Below are 17,466 nucleotides of genomic sequence, written 5' to 3' on the forward strand. Positions count from 1 at the left end.
GCAGAATTCTGCCCGCATTTATATATCGTAAATCTGTAAAAATTAGTTCAAAAAACACTGAACCAATATCAAAAATCAAGTCGGATAGTATAGCATAAAAACCCTGATTTTTGTGCCAATCATCTTGCACTAGAACCATGATTTTTTGTATTTATTTTAAGCATTTTGATTTTATTTGCTGTGAAAAAAACCTCTACGAATAGAGGTTGTTTAATGTTCAAAATATTTCTTCTCGAAGCTTCAAATTTAGGCGCATAAATGTGATAAAAATCACTCTTTATGATATTGCATGACCTCTAATTCTTGAGGTACATGATCCTGCTGCAACCATGGGTATGCTGTTAGAAACAAACCTAAAATAAGCGGAAATTCATAAACTTCTTCGATGAAATCTTTATAAGCCAAATCGTACAAAAATAAAAAACTGAGACTTCGACTATGTTCAACTGTATCAGAAATCAGTAAGCCTAATATCACCAAGCCCAATGGCCAAATTGGTAAAGCCAAGGTTTTTAGCTTACGTACAATTTCTTGGCGTAAATACGGCGAAAACAGCATAAAGACGACTGGTGCAATCATGAATACCGAAATTAAACGAAAATACGGTTTAGGCACATCAGGAAAATAGTCACGCCCCCAGCTAATGCTACGACCAAATAGCAACAACCACCATGCGACAGCCCACAACCAAAATTGTTTCTTTCCATCTTGCATTTCAAGTGGTCGAATATAGAAAAAAGTATAAATCGCAAAAAACAGCAATAACAATGCTTGGACCGATTCAACTGCTGTAACAGTCATTCCATCAAATAAAGGAAAAGAGATACTTTGTAAAACAGGAAAAAGTAAACAGCAGATCATCAGCACCAATACACTGATTGGTAACTGAAAATCAAATTTCAAAGGGAGACTCCGCCTAAAGGGCAAGTTCAATAAAAAAGCAATGTGAACACAAAATATACAATCCTTTAAGCTTGCTTTAAGTTTAAGATTCAAACTTGAAGGATAAATTTTTATTATTTTATTTTAAATCTTTGTATTTTTTATAATTTATTAATCTCTATCCTATTACCAAGCGATTGCGCCTGCTTACTTACCATTTAAGTTTCAACATACAAATAGCTTACGCTACAGTAGTGTCTAATACTGACAACAAAAAATCATATCGTAAGAATTTTGAAGTACTAAACTAAGAATCCACTACCCCCATAAGCATGAAACATCTAACTGCAATTTATATATGTACATTTACGTATAATTAATCGATTAAACATAACCAAGAAGACCTACTAATTCGTCAAACAATAAAAACGCCCCTAAACCATAAGCTTAGGAGCGTTTTGAACTGCGTTCAGAAATTAGATTTTAGATACTAATTCTGGAACTACAGTGTTCAAATCACCCACTAACCAGTAGTCAGCTACTGAGTTAATTGGCGCTTCTTCATCTTTGTTGATCGCAACGATCACTTTAGATTCTTTCATACCTGCCAAGTGCTGAATCGCACCTGAGATACCCACCGCGATGTACAAGTCAGGAGCAACGATTTTACCTGTTTGACCAACTTGCATATCGTTTGGTACGAAACCAGCATCAACTGCTGCACGAGATGCACCTTGAGCAGCACCAAGCTTGTCCGCTAATGGGTCAAGTACAGTGTGATAGTTTTCACCTGAACCAACACCACGACCGCCTGAAACAACGATACGAGCAGCTGTTAATTCTGGACGTTCAGATTTCACGATTTCTTCAGAAACGAACTTAGAAATGCCAGCATCACCAGTAGAAGCAACAGCTTCAACTGCAGCAGAACCGCCCTCGCTTGCCACAGCATCAAATGCAGTACCACGAACAGTTGCAACTACAACAGACTCGCCAGACTCTACAGTTGCAATCGCGTTACCTGCGTAGATTGGACGTTTGAAAGTTTTAGGGCTTTCAACTGCAATGATGTCAGTGATCATGCTTACGTCAAGTAGCGCAGCAGCACGTGGAAGAACGTTTTTACCTGTTGTTGTAGAAGCAGTAAGGATGTGAGTGTAACCCGCACCGATAGAAGCAACTAATTTAGCAACGTTTTCAGCCAATTGGTTTGCATAAGCAGCGTCGTCAGCAAGCAATACTTTGCTTACACCAGCTACTTTAGCCGCTTGGTCAGCAACTGCTTGAGCGCCTGAACCAGCTACTAATACAGTGATATCACCACCGATTTTTTGCGCTGCAGCAACAACGTTAAGAGTTGCACCATTTAGTGCTTTGTTGTCGTGCTCAGCGATAACTAAAATACTCATGATTTTTATCCTTCTGTATTAGATCACTTTCGCTTCGTTTTTCAATTTATCTACAAGCTCGTCTACAGACTTCACTTGTACGCCCGCTTTACGTTCTGCAGGAGCTTCAACTTTAACAGTTTTAAGCTTAGTCGCAGGTGAAACGCCATAATCAGCAGGTGACTTAGTATCAAGCGGTTTTTTGCGCGCTTTCATAATGTTTGGAAGAGCAGCATAACGTGGCTCATTCAAACGCAAGTCAGTGGTGATAATTGCAGGAAGTGCAAGTTCAACAGTTTGTAAACCACCGTCGATTTCACGAGTCACTTGTACTTTATCGCCTTCAACTTTAACTTCTGAAGCGAAAGTACCTTGGCCAGCACCTAAAAGCGCACCAAGCATCTGACCAACTTGGTTAGAGTCGTCATCAATTGCTTGTTTACCAAGAAGGATCAATTGAGGTTGTTCAGCGTCTACAACACCTTTTAGGATTTTTGCAACTTCAAGTGCACCTAACTGGCTGTCGTCAGCTTCAACAAGGATCCCGCGGTCTGCACCAAGCGCCATAGAAGAACGGATTTGTTCTTGAGCTTCTTTAGGACCAATAGAAACAACAACGATTTCTGAAACAGTTCCTTTTTCTTTTAAACGAACCGCTTCTTCCACTGCGATTTCACAGAATGGGTTAATTGACATTTTAACGTTCGTTAAGTCAACACCACTGTTGTCCGGCTTAACGCGAACTTTAACGTTGGCATCAACCACACGTTTTACAGCAACAAGAGCCTTCATGTAATCCTCGGCTGTTTTAGCAAATGTAAATGTTGAGAAAAGTTATATTAACTCTTCACTTTAAATTTTTTAGGTGCCCTATCTTGCAATGTGTACGGCATTTCGGTCAAGTCACAATTATCGAAAGACCTGTAAAAAAGCGTAATTTCCTTGAACTTATCGTTCACATTTTTTAAAGAATGCTTCAGTTATCCAAAAAAACGCATTATTCAGTTATTTTTTAAGCATTGATTTTTATTATTTTTTTACTTGATTTAGCTCATCAAAAGATCTGATTTAATATCAATTTTCGATCAATCTTTCTGAAATAGAGCTTTCTCTCTACACATTCGGCAACATATCTAAACTTGTCATTTAAGATAGAAGCATAATGAATTTAGCGCTAATTTCACTTTTCCGAAGCTAATTGGTGGGTTTTTCTCTCTTTCTTATTCTTAATATCTGTCGATATTCATCACATATAAAAAAACCTCCGCCTTCACGAAGGTTTTAGTTAAGACTTTTATCTCAATTTACATTTGCTGTTTTTAATTGGCAATTAACCATGTCGCAGCAAGAGCCAATAAACCGCCTGATGTACCATCGATCCACTTTTGTTTGCGTTCATCAATTTCAGTTTTTTGTGTAATACGTGCAAAGACCACACTCAAACTACAATACACTACAAAAATTAGCCCAATAAAAATGAAGGACAAAATCAAACCTTGGCTCACGGTACTCGCTGATTTATCGATAAATTGCGGCAAAATTGCAAAATATATCAACATTCCTTTCGGGTTCAGTAAAGCCGTAAAAAAGCCTTTTTTAATCGGGTTTGACGCTGACTTTTTCTCAATACTTAATTTTTTACTGCTAAATACTGAACGCAGTAAATGTGTTGCCAAATATAAAAGATAAGCAATCCCCAACCAGCGGATTGTTTCAAACAGTAGTGGAAATGACACGATAATCGCAGCAATACCCAATGCCACTAAAATCGAGTGAACCAAATAACCTGAGCACACCCCCACTGTAGCCATCATGCCTGCTTTTGCATCCTTACCCATCACTTGTGACAGGATAAAAAGCATATCGGGTCCTGGTGTGAAAATAAGGGGAATTACCGTTAAGGCAAATAAAGCAAATACAGACATTTCAATTTTCCCTTTCTATGCCCTGAAAGTGAAATTAGTATGTTTGAATCGCTTTAAAATAGGATATCAAATATTCTATAATAGATGCTATTTTTAGAATTATATTCTATTTTATGAAGACATCTTCTAAGTCAATTCTAGTTAAACTGGATCGTATTGATAAAAATATCATTCGCGCACTTCAAAATAATGGTCGCATGCAAAATAATGACTTAGCCAAGGAAATCGGACTCTCTCCCTCTTCTTGCTTACGTCGGGTCAAATTACTCGAAGAAGCAGGTGTTATTCAGAATTACACCACCGTAGTCGATCCACAAAAGATTGGCTTTCAATTAATTTTGTTCTCTCGTATTTGGTTAACTGGGCAGGATGCTGAAACCATCGATACCTTTATCGAAGCTATGAAAGAACTTCCTCAAGTCATGGAGTGCTACATTATTTTGGGTGAGTGCGATGCAATGCTCAAAGTTGTAGTGCCTGACCTAGAAAGTTACCGCAAATTTCAGTCTACTCACTTAACCAAGAAAAATGGCATCACCAGTGTAAAGACTGATTTACCGAGCCAAATCATCAAACAAAGCTTCCAGTTACCGTTAGAAGATTTATAAACAGAAATTGGTCTGCCAAGGAACAACTCAAGCATCAGAAACGACGAGGCTGATACTACAAGCTTGCCAATGTAGTGACGGATTACCTTCACAGCCTCGAATGCAACTACCTAGCTATGCGGTATTTCCTTATATTTTAAGCAAAGAAAAATAATGATTTGCGGCACATTTGCAGCAATTGAATGGGAAATATCTAGGAAGTCTTTGAGCTCAATTGCTCAAGTAGGAAAACCATTGATTGGATTTACAGATTCACACTATCAAGACTGAATGAGTTGAATCACTGAGCAGCGAAACGGATTGGCTTGTGAATTGTTTGTTTAGGCAGCTAAGTTATGTAAAGAAGATCAACACTCTAACGCTCTGCTCACAAGCATCTCAACATGTCATGGAGCGAGTGATATAAGGGCTAAACATCCAAATCCAATGAAGATAGCCCATGAGTTGTATATTTGCCGGATAGTTTAGGCTGGCTGATTTTCCAAAAAGTCACGATGGATGTGGCTTAGGTCAATAAGTTCATATTGTGCCAAATCAAAAATGCGCCAAATGGTGAGGGCATCTTCTTTGCTGTCAAATTTTACAGTTGCTTTATTGCTAAGCTGCCACTGTTTATCCGAAATCCAAATAAAGTATTGGCCCGTCGCCGCATTAAACGCCTGAACTTTACCATCGGCATTAATCCCTTGAAGCTGTGAACCTTCTGGTAATACAGCTTCTATTTCAGGCAAACCAATTTCAACAAAGTGTTTGATTTGGCGTAAGCCGTATCCTGCAAAAATTTCTTTTTGCTGACCATTTAACTGGTCATATTTTTCTTGAATATCTGAAATCATGGTATGGCCTATATATTTTTTTAACGGTACAGCAATTTAGTAAATGGCGAATTTCACTTCAGCACTTACGTCAATTCAATAATGGACAATTTTTATACCCGATAATTTGAATTTTTATAATGCGACAATAGTTCAAAATGTCGGTCAATTTTACCAATATTTTTTCACATCCTTATTTAACTTTCATGAAGCAGACCACTTTAGGATGCAAAATATGAAATCTAGCCTATAAATTTAAGCAATATTTAGACCACTACGAGCTAAAGTCGTATTTGCAATTGTTACGAATCTTTATGCTGCGCCCGTGGATGGGCTTGATCATAAACTTGTGCCAATCGATCAAAATCCACATGGGTATAAATTTGTGTAGTGGTTAAATTACTATGCCCCAACATTTCTTGTACAGCACGCAAGTCACCACTATTGGACAACATATGACTGGCAAAGCAATGACGCAATAAGTGCGGATGTAAATCGACATTTACACCTGCACGTTGAGCTTGAAATTTAACCCGATTTTCAATTTGTCTTACCCCCAGTGGATTACCTTTTTGAGTGATAAAAACTTGGGCTTCTGGGACAAAATCACCATGCCATGCAGGATATAATTGCAACCAATGCATCACAGCCTCTTTGGCTTTAGAACCAAAAGGTACGATACGCGTTTTATTCCCTTTACCCGTAATACGTAACAGTTGTCGATTAAAATCGATATCTCGAATGGTTAAGCCCTGCACTTCTGCCAAACGTAAACCACTTGAATACAGCAACTCCAAAATTGCTTTATCACGTATCCAAAGTTGCCGTTGAGTTTCACTTTCAGGCTCAGGCTGTTCCATGATTTGTTTAATGGTTTCAATATCGACCAATCCTGGTAAAGGACGTGATTGGCGTTTGAGCTGAAAGTCATCTGCAGGATTAAAACTGAGATAATCCCCTTGTTCTGCCCATTTCATAAATTGGCGAATGGAGGACAACATGCGCTGCAAACTACTTGGACTGAGCTGAAACTGTTCCACTTTATAAGCAACAAATTCACGCAGATCTGACTTTTCGACATCATGCAGTGGCAAGTTGCGTATTGTACAAAATTGGAGAAAATCACTGACATCGCGCTCATATGCTTGCAAGGTATGCTTAGACTGATTTTGAATTTCACGTTCCTTCAACCACATGACCAGTAGTTGACTCTGATCCATCGTCATCTGTCTTCTCCTATTTCAACATTTGCTTTAGCGTTGCGGTACGTTCTCTAAAGCGATCTTACATATCTGTTTTATGAAAAGAGTCTAGCAAAGAACCCCTTAGGCTTACCATCAACACGTTGGTAAAAAGCTTGCGTTTCATTAAGCAAATACCCTTCTACACCATCGACACTGTGCGGATTGACATGGATTAAATCCACTGGGCATTGCTCTTTTAAACTGTCCTGTGTGATACGACCAATTTTACTGTGCAAATCTTGAATTTGTTGTTCAGATAATCCTGCTTCTAAATCTAGTCCGATCAGCAAAGTCGGTGAATCATCTCGAGCTTGATTCAGCATTTGCGCTAAATAGGCAGCTTTTACCACACGCTCTGTGCCGAAAAAAATGCTTAATTGATCAATCATAAACTGCGGATATTCCGCCGGCTGACCAATTAAAACTTCCGTATCTTCCGTAACTTCATAGTTTTCTGAGGGCTGAATATACTGCCCGTTCAGCAAATGTTGAATTTCTTCTGGTACAAAGTCCTTCGTCGCATCAGGTGATTGTGGATTCAATACAAGCCTTGCCCCCATGGTCATTTCAAATAATGCCTTGGTTGGTAGCCGGATATACGACTCCTCTTCAGATATTGCCAACCGCATTTTTTCCAAGGACGTAAAAAATGGGATGACGCAATCATAAGTCTCATCTTCCCATGATTTCAATTGAACACTGTCACCTTCATCCAAGATCAAATCTTCGGCAATACGTGAATCACGTCCCCCTGTTGTTCCCACACAATACACTTTGGCTGCCAATAACTGAGCTAAAAATTCTGGGCGATACGCGGGTTCATGTAAGGCTTTATGAAAAAGTTGCTCTAAGATTTCTTCTTTTATTTCTTCGTTTATTTGTTCCATGTTGATTCCAATCCCATTGAATTATAATTTTTTATTCACTTTTTATTTTGTGAAAAAAGCCCTGAATGAATCAGGGCTTGGAGTTTAACCTTGGAAGTAACTTAAGTCTAAGCGTCCTTCGTAAACTGTTGCGGTTGGTCCGGTCATCCAGACCACACCACCTTCTTGCCACTCAATTTGCAGCTTACCACCTGCCAACTCTATTTCGACCGAATTGGCTAATAAGCCACGACGCATACCTGATACTGCCGCTGCACAAGCACCTGTACCACAGGCCATCGTTTCACCGACACCACGTTCAAATACACGTAAGCGTGCATGTTTCTCATCCACAATTTGCATAAAGCCAGCATTTACTCGCTGTGGAAAACGCTCATGCGATTCGACTTGTGGACCAATTTTAGCAACGTCTGCGGTAATGACATCAGGAACGATCGTCACTGCATGCGGATTACCCATACTCACCACATCAATGGTGAGTTGTTCATTATTCGCCAATGCAATGTCGTATAAGTTTTCAGGCTCTTCCGCAATAAATGGAATTTCATGCGGCAAAAAGCGTGGATAACCCATATTGACGCGCACCCAACCATTTGCACCTAATTCAGGCTCTACGATACCTGACTTGGTTTGTACTTTGATTTTGGTTTTGCTGGTCAACTTACGTTCATGCACAAAGCGCGCAAAACAACGTACGCCATTACCGCATTGTTCAACTTCAGAACCATCTGCATTAAAAATACGGTATTTAAAATCGACGTTGGGTAAATCTGGTGGTTCTACAATCAAAAGCTGATCAAAACCAATACCAAAATGACGGTCGGCCAAACGCTGAATCGTCACTGTATCTAAATAAGCCCGTTGGCTAATCAGATCGACCACCATAAAGTCATTGCCAAGGCCATGCATTTTGGTAAATTCTAATAACATCTCGAATTTCTCCTTAAGGCAATAAACGTTCACGTTCCCATAATGATTCGATGGTTTCACGCTCACGAATCAAATGAGACTGATCACCATCAACCATCACTTCAGCAGCACGTCCGCGGCTGTTGTAGTTTGAACTCATGACAAAACCATAAGCACCCGCACCCAATACTGCAAGCACGTCATTTTCTTGAATCGCCAACTGACGTTGCTTACCGAGGAAATCGCCGGTTTCGCAAATCGCACCAACCACATCCCAGTCTTTCTTTTCTGTATCAGTACGAGGCGTTACTTCCTGAATATCCATCCATGCTTCATATAAAGCAGGACGGATTAAGTCGTTCATTGCGGCATCAATAATGGCAAAATTACGATGATTGGTCGGTTTGAGCAAATCAACTTTGGTTAACAACACACCTGCATTTGCAGAAATACTACGCCCCGGCTCCATATATACCTTAAGGCCTAATTTCTCTAAAGCTGGACGCATTGCCTGAGCATATTCTTCAACGGTAGGCGGAACTTCGTCTTTGTACGTTACGCCTAAGCCACCACCGATATCGATGTGTTTTAGCTGAATACCCATCTCTTTCAGTTGATTGATCATCACAATGACACGATCAAGTGCATCAACAAAAGGCTGTGTTTCAGTCAACTGTGAGCCGATATGACAATCAATCCCGATAATCTCAAGATTTGGCAATGTCGCCGCATACGCATAGGTGTCAAAAACGCTGTCTGAAGGAATACCGAATTTATTTTCTTTTAAACCCGTAGAGATATAAGGATGCGTTTTAGCATCCACATCTGGATTTACACGCAATGAAATCGGTGCTTTCTTACCCATTGCCGCAGCAACTTTTTGGATTCGATCTAGCTCTGCATGTGATTCAACGTTAAAACATGCAATACCCACGTCCAACGCTTTTTGGATATCGGCTTCAGTTTTACCCAAACCAGAGAATACAATTTTAGAAGCTTCACCACCGGCTTTTAATACACGTGCGAGTTCACCACCCGTCACGATATCAAAACCAGCACCCTGCTTGGCAAGTACGTTTAACACCGCAAGATTAGAGTTTGACTTTACCGCAAAACAAATTTGATGGTCGATAAAGCTAAATGCACGATCCATATCTGAATAATGCTTTTCAAAAGTAGCTTTTGAATAAACATAAAGCGGTGTGCCATATTGCTGTGCAAGCTGTTGTAAAGAACATTGCTCTGCATGCAATACCCCATTCGTACGGGTGAAACTCATGAAAGTATCCTTTCTATAAAAGCATTAAGATATAGGGTTAGAATTTGAAGATTCCGATTCAGTTGCAACAGGAGCCGCTTGTTTTTCCTGCTTTTGCTGTGCAGGCGTATCTGGATAAATCAGATATTTTGCGCGCTTATCTGCATTTGCATCTGAAGGTAAATGCAATGCACCAGACTGACCACAAGCGGTCAGCAGCACAGCGCTTGCTAATACAATAATTTTATAATTCATAAAACGATACATAAACGTACCTAATGAAAAGATTTTTCCGAGTATAACGTGATCAACCCGCGGATAAAAGAAAAGCCCTGTAATTCCAAGTGAGCTTTTTGCCATTCTGCACTAAATTTAAGCAAAATTTGATGGTGCTGTTTTCAATCCTTATTTGTCTTTATTTCTAGCTCGATCAGGCTATTGATTTCACTGAAATAGCATATCAATTTGAATGCTGTTTAATACAAATCGAAACGCTAATAAACAGTCTGTTTTAACTTAAAATAAGTCCATATCCAAATAAAAAAGCTGCCCCCTCAGGAGCAGCTTTTTTATGTTTTTACATCAGATCAAAAATGTAAATTAATGGTGCTTTTTCTTATAAAAACCGAAATAGCCAATAATCAAAATGATGAACCAAATTGGGCTCACCATGAGCGCTTTCATGGTATCTGCTTCTAATGACAAAACATAAATCATGCCGATGAAGAAGATAATCACGAGCCAGCAAGTATATAAGCCGCCCGGCAATTTAAAGGTTGATTTCGCATGCAGCTCAGGACGAGTTTTATAGTAAACGATATAGCTCCAGATAATCATGAGCCATACGCAGATAAATAAAATCGTCGACAGTGTAGTTGCTAAAGTGAAGGCTTCAACCGTGTTCGGTACGAAATACTGTAATGCCGCACCCAACAGTAAACAAACTGCCGAGAAATACAACGCATTTGCCGGAACTGCACGTGAGTTTAGACGGCCAAACGCTTTTGGACCTTGCTCTTCACGAGATAAACCAAACAACATACGTGAAGTCGAGAACACACCACTATTCATCGATGACATAACTGATGACAACACAACCAAGTTCATAATAATCGCAGCAGCAGCAATACCGGCTTGGCTAAACAAGTTCACGAATGGTGAAATGCTTGGGTCAATGGCATTCCATGGCGTAACGGACATCACAATCACAAGTGCCAGCACATAGAAAATAATGATACGAATCGGAATCGAGTTCACAGCTTTAGGCAAGTTGTGTTCTGGATCTTTGGTTTCTGCTGCCGTAGTACCCACGAGTTCTACGCCGACAAAGGCAAAAATGGCGATTTGGAAACCTGCCAAGAAGCCAGTTACTCCTGTTGGGAATAGACCACCATGTGACCATAAATGTGTGAATGATGCGATTTCACCTGTCGATGAGGTAAAACCGGTAAAGATCATCCAAAGACCGACACCAATGAGCACCACGATTGCAATAATCTTAATCAGTGCAAACCAAAACTCTAACTCACCAAAAAGTTTAACCGTAACAAGGTTTAAACCCATGATAAATACAATGGCGGCAACACTGATCATCACCCCTTCTTCGGGCGAGAATGGGTTACCTCCATTAAAGAATTGCAGGTAATAAATAATGGCCGATAAATCTGCAATCCCTATAGTGATCCAGCACAGCCAATAGGTCCAACCCACAAAATAACCTGCCCACGGGCCGATTAAGTCGGTTGCAAAATCGATAAAAGATTTATATTCAAGATTTGATAGTAATAACTCGCCTAATGCACGCATGACGAGGAAAACCATAAAACCAATAATCATATAGATAATAAGGATGGACGGACCAGCTAAACTGATGGTCTTTCCTGACCCCATAAATAAACCTGTACCAATCGCACCACCAATCGCAATCAATTGCAGGTGTCGGTTGGACAAGCTTCGTTTCAAATCGCCGCTATTTGCGTGCGAACCATGAATTTCATTTGACATTATTTAATTCAACTTCGCGTTCCAATTGCGACAAATTAACGTAAAAATTTCAGAAAATACAAAATTATTTTTCATCATCTATATTTTCGGATTAAGTGACAAAGTTAATTTATTTTTCTTATATATAAAAATCTTAGCGCCAGTTCACATTTTAAAGCGACCAATAAAACAACAATTTACTTGTAATAACTTAAATTTTATGCAAAAAATATTTTACCAACGATAAAAAATTATGCCAAAAATCATGGAAGTTTCTAACAATGGCATATCAATTGCTACAGATATCAAAAATGTAGCATTCACTCACTCTGGGCCGATAAGAAGAAGATACTATGCAAGAAATTCAAAATATCATGGAAACACTCAGTGGATGGGTCTGGGGCCCATACATGTTGGTCCTCATTGTCGGAACAGGTGTATTCCTCACCTTCCGATTACTTTTCTGGCAATTCCGCATGTTGCCTTTCGCATTCAAACAAGTCTTTGGCAAGCATCCTAAAGCCGATCATCATGATGGCGATATTTCACATTTCGCCTCACTTATGACCGCACTTTCAGCCACCATTGGTACAGGTAATATTGCCGGTGTAGCCACCGCTTGTGTACTCGGTGGTCCGGGCGCAGTGTTTTGGATGTGGATGACCGCGCTCTTTGGTATGGCAACCAAATATGGTGAAGGTGTACTCGCTGTAAAGTTTCGTCATAAAAATGAAAATGGCGAAATGAACGGTGGTCCGATGTATTACATCGAACGTGGACTTGGGCCTAAGTGGAAATGGTTGGCAGTGGTATTTGCCCTATTTGGTACTTTGGCATCCTTTGGTATTGGTAGCTCAGTACAGTCGAACACTGTCGCGCTTGCTGTGCAAAACAGCTTAGGGATCAGCACACTCACCACTGCAATCGTTATCACCATATTCTCTGCACTCGTTATTTTAGGCGGCATCAAATCCATTTCTAAAGCCTCTTCATTTATTGTTCCAATTATGGCGGTAGGTTATGTATTGGGTGGCTTAATCATTATTTTCACCAACCTTGAATTGGTGATCCCTGCACTAAAAATGATCTTTAGCTATGCATTTACGGGCGAAGCTGCTGCGGGTGGTGCGATTGGTGCTGCGATTCGTTATGGTGTGGCACGTGGTGTATTCTCTAATGAAGCAGGTATGGGCTCAGCACCCATTGCCGCTGCGGCTGCAAAAACTGACCACCCAGCACGTCAAGGTCTTGTCTCTATGACAGGTACGTTCTTAGACACCATCATTGTTTGCTCAATTACAGGTATCGTACTTGTCATGGGCTTCATCATGGCAGGACAAAGCTTTGGTGATCAAACGGGTGCCGTACTGACGATTAGTGTTTTTGACAAACTACTTCCTGGCTTCGGTGGTTGGGTCGTGACTTTCGGTATTATTTTCTTCGCTTATTCAACCATTCTGGGTTGGAGCTATTATGGTGAAAAATGCTGTACATACCTCTTAGGTGAAAAGTCAGTACTGATTTATCGCTTAATTTACATCGCATCAGTCTTTGTCGGCTGTGTCGTAACACTCGATCTCGTTTGGTTATTTGCCGATACCTTTAACGGTTTGATGGCTGCACCAAACTGTATTGCACTGTTATTGCTCTCAGGCATCATTGTAAAAGAATCGAAAGATTTTATTGAACGTCGTAAATCAGGTGAGTTGTACTAATACCTGCATCCTGCTCAACAAAAAGCCACGTGAATTCACGTGGCTTTTTTATTCGGACTGAAAATTGATATTTACTTATTGAATCGTGCCAATTTGACCATCATCAAATTTGTCGTTTTTCGTCTTGCTTTCATTGGCCGCTTCATCTTTTGGATCTGATCCAGCATCTTCAATAAAGCCTTCACCAAATTGGTCACCAAACTCATTTTCAGCATATTCAGAATCTACAGCACTGGCTTCCATCAAATCAGCTTCGATTTCTAGGGCAATTTCCAAGGATAAAGAAAAGAACAACACCCCCTGAATTTTCATGTTCCCTTGTTCATCTTCAAGATATTCACTGAGAGTTTTATAAGCAGGGCTGCTTTCATCAAAAGGTACGTCAAGGTATAAATCACCTGTATAGCTATCGATCAAAGACTCACCTTCTAGCCCCATACAAGGGAAATAGTCGATATTTTGCAGGTCAAACCAGTGCATAACATCATTACGCACTATATTTTTTTCAGGATGCTGATGATCATATTCTTCAAAATGCACAAATAACACATCACGATTTTTTTCACGTGCGATGGCATCGATATGTCGTAATAGTTCAGTCATGTGGTGACCCATTTCAAAAAATATAATGCGCTATTATAAAGTGCTTACCCTGTAAAAGTGCATCTGTTGAAAATAAAACGACATCAATTGACCTTCAACAGTCATTTCATGCGATAAAAACTTGGTTTTTCGATGTATTCACCGCTATGCTGTGACTCAATTTGAGTTTGTGCACAGTAAATATTATGGCGAAAGCAAAAAGTGTCTATCGATGTGAACAATGTGGTGCTGATCATCCCAAATGGGCCGGTCAATGTACCGAATGTGGTGAATGGAATTCATTAGTCGAAGTCAATATTGCACCCGCCGTTACACACCGTGCACAGCCTAAAATGGGCGGTGGCTATGCAGGTCAAGCCGCAGCAGTGACCACCTTAAATCAAGTTTCTGTTTCGCATGAAACCCGAATGGCAACAGGTATTGGTGAATTTGACCGTGTGCTTGGCGGTGGACTGGTCACAGGTTCAGTAGTGCTGATTGGTGGTGACCCCGGCATTGGTAAATCCACTATTTTGCTACAAACCGCAACCTATATGGCGGCGAGTAAAAGTTCTGCCTTATATGTCACTGGTGAGGAATCTTTGTCTCAAGTGGCTCTACGTGCCCAGCGCCTAGATTTGCCGACCGATCAACTCAAAGTCATGGCCGAAACCTGTGTCGAGCGTATTTGCGAAGTTTTGGCACATGAACGCCCTGCCGTTGCCATTTTAGATTCGATCCAAACCCTATACACCGAGACACTCCAGTCTGCGCCGGGCGGTGTTTCCCAAATTCGTGAATCGGCTGCACTCCTGACTCGCTTTGCCAAAAATAGTGGCACTGCACTGTTTATTGTCGGTCACGTAACGAAAGAAGGTTCTTTGGCAGGCCCTCGCGTGCTTGAGCACATGGTCGATTGTGTTTTGTATTTTGAAGGTCAGTCTGACTCGCGCTTCCGTATGATTCGTGCAGTGAAAAACCGTTTTGGTGCAGTCAACGAGCTTGGTGTATTTGGCATGACCGATAAAGGTCTGCGCGAGGTATCAAACCCATCCGCTATTTTCCTGAGTCGTTATGATGAAGCCATTCCGGGTTCCATTGTCATGATTAGCCGTGAAGGTACACGTCCACTTTTAGTTGAAGTTCAGGCTTTGGTAGATGATGCGCACGGACAACCTCGACGCGTAGCCTTAGGTTTAGAACAAAACCGTTTAAACATGCTTTTAGCCGTTATGCACCGTCATGGTGGCGTACAAACTGCAGGACAAGATGTCTATGTCAATGTCGTCGGTGGCTTAAAAATCACGGAAACCGGTTCTGACCTTGCGGTACTTTTAGCCTGTGCCTCTAGCTTAAGAGCTAAAGCCCTGCCACAGCATTTGGCGGTATTTGGCGAAGTCGGACTTTCAGGCGAAATCCGTCCTGTACCCAATGGACAGGAACGACTCAAAGAAGCCATTAAGCATGGTTTTAAAACCATTATTTTACCTCGTGGTAATGCACCGCAAAAACCCATTTCAGGTGTAGAGATTATTTCTGTCGCACGTTTACATGAGGCGTTGAGTCAGGCAATTACGCTGACCGATGAGTCTTAGTCACGTTGATTAGTTTATTTTGAATGAATTTTCAATTTTTTACCGATGTTCTATTGAAATTCAATACAAATGGCGGCATAACTAGATGGCTATTTTAACTTTATATAGATATAGGAAAATTTGATGGAAGTTCGACAGCGTGGTTTGATGACTGCTCTTTTAACAGCAGCCCTTTTGGTAGCGCCGATTGCAGAAGCGAAACGTGCCGGTGGTGGTAAAAGCCATGGTATGAGCCGTCAAGCTGCTCCAACTCAGTCTTATCAGCAACCTCGTCAATCTGCTCCTGTTCAACAGCCTGCAACTGCTGGCGCTCCAGCAAAATCTGGCTCGAATGTGGGCGGAATGGTTGCTGCTGGTGTGGCTGGTGCTGCAATTGGTGCTGTCGCTGCAAATGCGATGGCCGATGACAATAACGGTCAAGCAGCTTCTGAAGCGCAAGCTCAACAACAGGAAGAGAAAGGTGGTATTCCAGGCTGGATCTGGATTTTACTTGCCGCTGCTGTTGCCTTCTTCATTTTCCGTAAGATGGGCGCAAAAAAAAAACTAACCACTAACAATCCGTATGCGCCAAACAGCGGTGCAAACAATGCACCGTTTGGCCAACAAAATGCTGCACCTCGTGCAGGCAATGACAATACGAATATTTTTGGTAATTCTGTAGGCGGTAATTCAGCAGCTTCAAATGCTCCATTTGGTGCAGCTGCTGCAACGAACGCGCCTTTTGGTGCTGCCTATACCAACAGCGGCAATCAATTGCCTGATGGTACAGAGCCAGCAACATTTTTACGTGTTGCACGTCAGCGTTTTAACCACATTCAATCGATGAATACGGCAAGCAACATTTCTGAAATTCAGCGTTACTTAACGCCTGATCTTTACCAGTCTATGTATAACGACATTATGGCGAATAAAGATGAAGACGTTGCTGAGTTTTCTAACTTAAATGCTATGGTGGTCGATTCTGCTAACGAAAATGGTCAATACGTTGTAAGTGTGCGTTTTACAGGTACTGTAAGTGAAGACTTAAATAGCCTGCCACAGCCTTTTGCTGAAGTATGGCATTTTGTTAAACCTGCGGGTTCTGATCAAGACTGGTTAGTTGCAGGCATTCAACAAGAGCAATAATGTAGACAATTAAGCATTCTTGCATTCTAAAATAGCGACTTCGGTCGCTATTTTTTTGCCTTTATTTCCCCTCTTTTTAAATCAATTTCTACTCAGCATGCTGAAATATCAATAATTATGTGAATACATTATTCTAATTATTAATAATAATTGTTATCATTTAGATTAACTTTAATACAATTTCCAAGCGCTTAAGTATTTTATGAATAGCTCACCACCTGAGGCACTCGTGACACCCCTCAAATCTGCGCTGCCTAAAACGCGTAAAGACACTCCTTCTCTATTGACCTATCGCTTGATGATTTTCTATCGCTTTGCCCTCGCTTTAGTGGGCGGATATGTTGTCGCAATGCTATCTGCCATCGTAATTGCAGATGTATTTAGCGAAGACCGTGGAAGTGCAGCCATGAGTGCAACTTTAATTTCATTTATCCTGTGGAGCTGTGCATTTATTTGGGTCTTTATGGTGAATAAAACCCTCAAAGCAACTTTAGGCATTGTGATCCCTGCGGTGTGTTTGTATGCCATTTACATGATGATGGGAAGCTAA

Annotated in this window: 16 protein-coding genes and 1 pseudogene; 5 read left to right on the forward strand and 12 right to left on the reverse strand. The window is 40.7% G+C overall.

What is annotated here, in order from left to right; all coding sequences use genetic code 11:
• Nucleotides 1–270: 270 nt before the first annotated feature.
• The 4 genes from FTT72_RS00925 to FTT72_RS00940 form a co-directional block, all read right to left on the reverse strand.
• Entirely contained in the window at nt 271–903 is a 633-nt protein-coding gene (locus tag FTT72_RS00925) for a hypothetical protein (protein WP_180177713.1), read from the reverse strand.
• A 455-nt stretch (nt 904–1,358) separates the two neighbouring features.
• Nucleotides 1,359–2,291 (reverse strand): FAD-binding protein, encoded by a 933-nt coding sequence (locus FTT72_RS00930; RefSeq protein WP_180177714.1) that lies wholly within the window; start codon nt 2,289–2,291, stop codon nt 1,359–1,361.
• 18 nt (nt 2,292–2,309) lie between these two features.
• Nucleotides 2,310–3,062 carry an electron transfer flavoprotein subunit beta/FixA family protein gene (locus tag FTT72_RS00935; protein ID WP_078192067.1) on the reverse strand — a complete coding sequence of 251 codons (753 nt, stop codon included), beginning with the start codon at nt 3,060–3,062 and terminating at the stop codon, nt 2,310–2,312.
• 527 nt (nt 3,063–3,589) lie between these two features.
• Nucleotides 3,590–4,195, reverse strand: a complete 606-nt coding sequence (locus FTT72_RS00940; protein ID WP_180107779.1) for a LysE family translocator — start codon at nt 4,193–4,195, stop codon at nt 3,590–3,592.
• Nucleotides 4,196–4,308: 113 nt separating this feature from the next.
• Between FTT72_RS00940 and FTT72_RS00945 the strand changes: the two genes are divergently transcribed.
• Nucleotides 4,309–4,803 carry an Lrp/AsnC family transcriptional regulator gene (locus FTT72_RS00945; RefSeq protein WP_078190405.1) on the forward strand — a complete coding sequence of 165 codons (495 nt, stop codon included), beginning with the start codon at nt 4,309–4,311 and terminating at the stop codon, nt 4,801–4,803.
• 464 nt (nt 4,804–5,267) lie between these two features.
• Here FTT72_RS00945 and FTT72_RS00950 read toward each other — a convergent pair whose 3' ends face one another.
• The 7 genes from FTT72_RS00950 to FTT72_RS00980 form a co-directional block, all read right to left on the reverse strand.
• Nucleotides 5,268–5,639, reverse strand: a complete 372-nt coding sequence (locus FTT72_RS00950) for a hypothetical protein (RefSeq protein WP_078190406.1) — start codon at nt 5,637–5,639, stop codon at nt 5,268–5,270.
• 281 nt (nt 5,640–5,920) lie between these two features.
• A complete protein-coding gene (locus FTT72_RS00955) occupies nt 5,921–6,844 on the reverse strand; it encodes a tyrosine recombinase XerC (RefSeq protein WP_180177715.1) in 924 nt (307 codons plus the stop codon).
• Nucleotides 6,845–6,915: 71 nt separating this feature from the next.
• Nucleotides 6,916–7,749: an enhanced serine sensitivity protein SseB C-terminal domain-containing protein gene (locus FTT72_RS00960; protein ID WP_180177716.1), complete on the reverse strand. Its 834-nt coding sequence runs from the start codon at nt 7,747–7,749 to the stop codon at nt 6,916–6,918.
• Between the two features lie 84 nt (nt 7,750–7,833).
• Nucleotides 7,834–8,679: a diaminopimelate epimerase gene (gene dapF / locus FTT72_RS00965; RefSeq protein ID WP_111883917.1), complete on the reverse strand. Its 846-nt coding sequence runs from the start codon at nt 8,677–8,679 to the stop codon at nt 7,834–7,836.
• 13 nt (nt 8,680–8,692) lie between these two features.
• Nucleotides 8,693–9,937, reverse strand: coding sequence for a diaminopimelate decarboxylase (gene lysA / locus FTT72_RS00970; protein WP_180020737.1), 1,245 nt, complete (start codon nt 9,935–9,937; stop codon nt 8,693–8,695).
• A 24-nt stretch (nt 9,938–9,961) separates the two neighbouring features.
• Nucleotides 9,962–10,171: a lipoprotein gene (locus FTT72_RS00975; RefSeq protein ID WP_373686875.1), complete on the reverse strand. Its 210-nt coding sequence runs from the start codon at nt 10,169–10,171 to the stop codon at nt 9,962–9,964.
• Between the two features lie 345 nt (nt 10,172–10,516).
• Nucleotides 10,517–11,920, reverse strand: a complete 1,404-nt coding sequence (locus tag FTT72_RS00980; RefSeq protein ID WP_180177718.1) for an amino acid permease — start codon at nt 11,918–11,920, stop codon at nt 10,517–10,519.
• A 332-nt stretch (nt 11,921–12,252) separates the two neighbouring features.
• Between FTT72_RS00980 and FTT72_RS00985 the strand changes: the two genes are divergently transcribed.
• Entirely contained in the window at nt 12,253–13,614 is a 1,362-nt protein-coding gene (locus FTT72_RS00985) for a sodium:alanine symporter family protein (RefSeq protein ID WP_180177719.1), read from the forward strand.
• 246 nt (nt 13,615–13,860) lie between these two features.
• On the opposite strand, the pseudogene FTT72_RS00990 reads toward FTT72_RS00985, so the two are convergent.
• Nucleotides 13,861–14,217, reverse strand: a pseudogene (locus tag FTT72_RS00990) (hypothetical protein); the annotation flags it as partial.
• 185 nt (nt 14,218–14,402) lie between these two features.
• On the opposite strand from FTT72_RS00990, the gene radA reads away from it, so the two are divergent.
• From radA to FTT72_RS01005, 3 genes are all read left to right on the forward strand, one after another.
• Nucleotides 14,403–15,791 carry a DNA repair protein RadA gene (radA, locus tag FTT72_RS00995; RefSeq protein ID WP_180003350.1) on the forward strand — a complete coding sequence of 463 codons (1,389 nt, stop codon included), beginning with the start codon at nt 14,403–14,405 and terminating at the stop codon, nt 15,789–15,791.
• A gap of 123 nt (nt 15,792–15,914) precedes the next feature.
• On the forward strand, nt 15,915–16,916 hold the full coding sequence (locus tag FTT72_RS01000; RefSeq protein ID WP_180113929.1) for a Tim44 domain-containing protein: 1,002 nt from the start codon (nt 15,915–15,917) through the stop codon (nt 16,914–16,916).
• Between the two features lie 202 nt (nt 16,917–17,118).
• Nucleotides 17,119–17,466, forward strand: a complete 348-nt coding sequence (locus tag FTT72_RS01005) for a hypothetical protein (RefSeq protein ID WP_180109446.1) — start codon at nt 17,119–17,121, stop codon at nt 17,464–17,466.

The sequence above is a fragment of the Acinetobacter sp. YH01005 genome, from assembly GCF_013420465.1.
Classification (GTDB): domain Bacteria; phylum Pseudomonadota; class Gammaproteobacteria; order Pseudomonadales; family Moraxellaceae; genus Acinetobacter; species Acinetobacter amyesii.

Bases quoted from the DNA above. Each gene is read 5' to 3' on its own strand.
- FTT72_RS00930 (WP_180177714.1), bottom strand. From the start codon at position 2,291: ATGAGTATTTTAGTTATCGCTGAGCACGACAACAAAGCACTAAATGGT.
- FTT72_RS00935 (WP_078192067.1), bottom strand. From the start codon at position 3,062: ATGAAGGCTCTTGTTGCTGTAAAACGTGTGGTTGATGCCAACGTTAAA.
- FTT72_RS00940 (WP_180107779.1), bottom strand. From the start codon at position 4,195: ATGTCTGTATTTGCTTTATTTGCCTTAACGGTAATTCCCCTTATTTTC.
- FTT72_RS00945 (WP_078190405.1), top strand. From the start codon at position 4,309: ATGAAGACATCTTCTAAGTCAATTCTAGTTAAACTGGATCGTATTGAT.
- FTT72_RS00950 (WP_078190406.1), bottom strand. From the start codon at position 5,639: ATGATTTCAGATATTCAAGAAAAATATGACCAGTTAAATGGTCAGCAA.
- FTT72_RS00955 (WP_180177715.1), bottom strand. From the start codon at position 6,844: ATGACGATGGATCAGAGTCAACTACTGGTCATGTGGTTGAAGGAACGT.
- FTT72_RS00960 (WP_180177716.1), bottom strand. From the start codon at position 7,749: ATGGAACAAATAAACGAAGAAATAAAAGAAGAAATCTTAGAGCAACTT.
- dapF (WP_111883917.1), bottom strand. From the start codon at position 8,679: ATGTTATTAGAATTTACCAAAATGCATGGCCTTGGCAATGACTTTATG.
- lysA (WP_180020737.1), bottom strand. From the start codon at position 9,937: ATGAGTTTCACCCGTACGAATGGGGTATTGCATGCAGAGCAATGTTCT.
- FTT72_RS00975 (WP_373686875.1), bottom strand. From the start codon at position 10,171: ATGAATTATAAAATTATTGTATTAGCAAGCGCTGTGCTGCTGACCGCT.
- FTT72_RS00980 (WP_180177718.1), bottom strand. From the start codon at position 11,920: ATGTCAAATGAAATTCATGGTTCGCACGCAAATAGCGGCGATTTGAAA.
- FTT72_RS00985 (WP_180177719.1), top strand. From the start codon at position 12,253: ATGCAAGAAATTCAAAATATCATGGAAACACTCAGTGGATGGGTCTGG.
- radA (WP_180003350.1), top strand. From the start codon at position 14,403: ATGGCGAAAGCAAAAAGTGTCTATCGATGTGAACAATGTGGTGCTGAT.
- FTT72_RS01000 (WP_180113929.1), top strand. From the start codon at position 15,915: ATGGAAGTTCGACAGCGTGGTTTGATGACTGCTCTTTTAACAGCAGCC.
- FTT72_RS01005 (WP_180109446.1), top strand. From the start codon at position 17,119: ATGAATAGCTCACCACCTGAGGCACTCGTGACACCCCTCAAATCTGCG.